The sequence below is a fragment of the Zavarzinella formosa DSM 19928 genome, assembly GCF_000255705.1.
Classification (GTDB): domain Bacteria; phylum Planctomycetota; class Planctomycetia; order Gemmatales; family Gemmataceae; genus Zavarzinella; species Zavarzinella formosa.
In genome coordinates this window covers 1-621 of sequence record NZ_AIAB01000579.1, presented here as the reverse complement: position 1 = coordinate 621, position 621 = coordinate 1, and the positions used below count along the sequence as shown (strand labels likewise).

The following is a 621-nucleotide window of genomic DNA, read 5'->3' as shown; positions in this document are numbered from 1 at the left end:
GGGCCTGTAATTTCTTTTGTGTCAGGGTTGTAGGGAACGGTAGTTGCAGTCACTGGCCGGTGGCCTTGGGCATCCGGCCTTCAAACATCACGGCGAAGTGGTTCAAGGCTGCCTTCCAGCCAACGATGGGCATCGTCCACTTCTTCGATGCCTCATGGATCGCCAGGTAAACCAGTTTCAGCGCCGACTCCGCGTTCGGGTACTGCTTCCGGTTCCGCGTGAACTTCCGGATCACGCTGTTCACCGACTCAATCGCATTCGTCGTGTAAATCGCCTTGCGGATCGCGGGAGGGAACTCGAACATGGCGATGATGTCGTTCCAGTGCAGCCGCCATTGCCTTCCGATGGTCGGATATTTGCCGCCCCACGTTTGCTCGAACTCATCCAGTGCCTGCTCCGCCTCCGCCGTCGAGGCGGCCTGATAAATCTTCCTCAAGTCGTCGGTCACCGGGCGGCGGTCCTTCTCGGTGACGTACTTCAACGCGGCCCGCACCAGATGCACGACGCACCGTTGCACCTTGGTCTGCGGGAACGCGGCCCGGATCGCCTCGCCGAACCCGCTCAGCCCGTCCACGCACACGACGAACAGGTCGTTCACGCCGCGGTTCTTCAAGTCGGTCA

General features: G+C 60.7%; 1 protein-coding gene. It reads right to left on the bottom strand.

All coding sequences use genetic code 11. The annotated features are described in order from the left end of the window. Positions 1-49 precede the first annotated feature (49 nt). The coding region (locus tag BGIM_RS0100825) for an IS256 family transposase (protein WP_020467925.1) at positions 50-621 on the bottom strand (572 nt) is incomplete at its 5' end.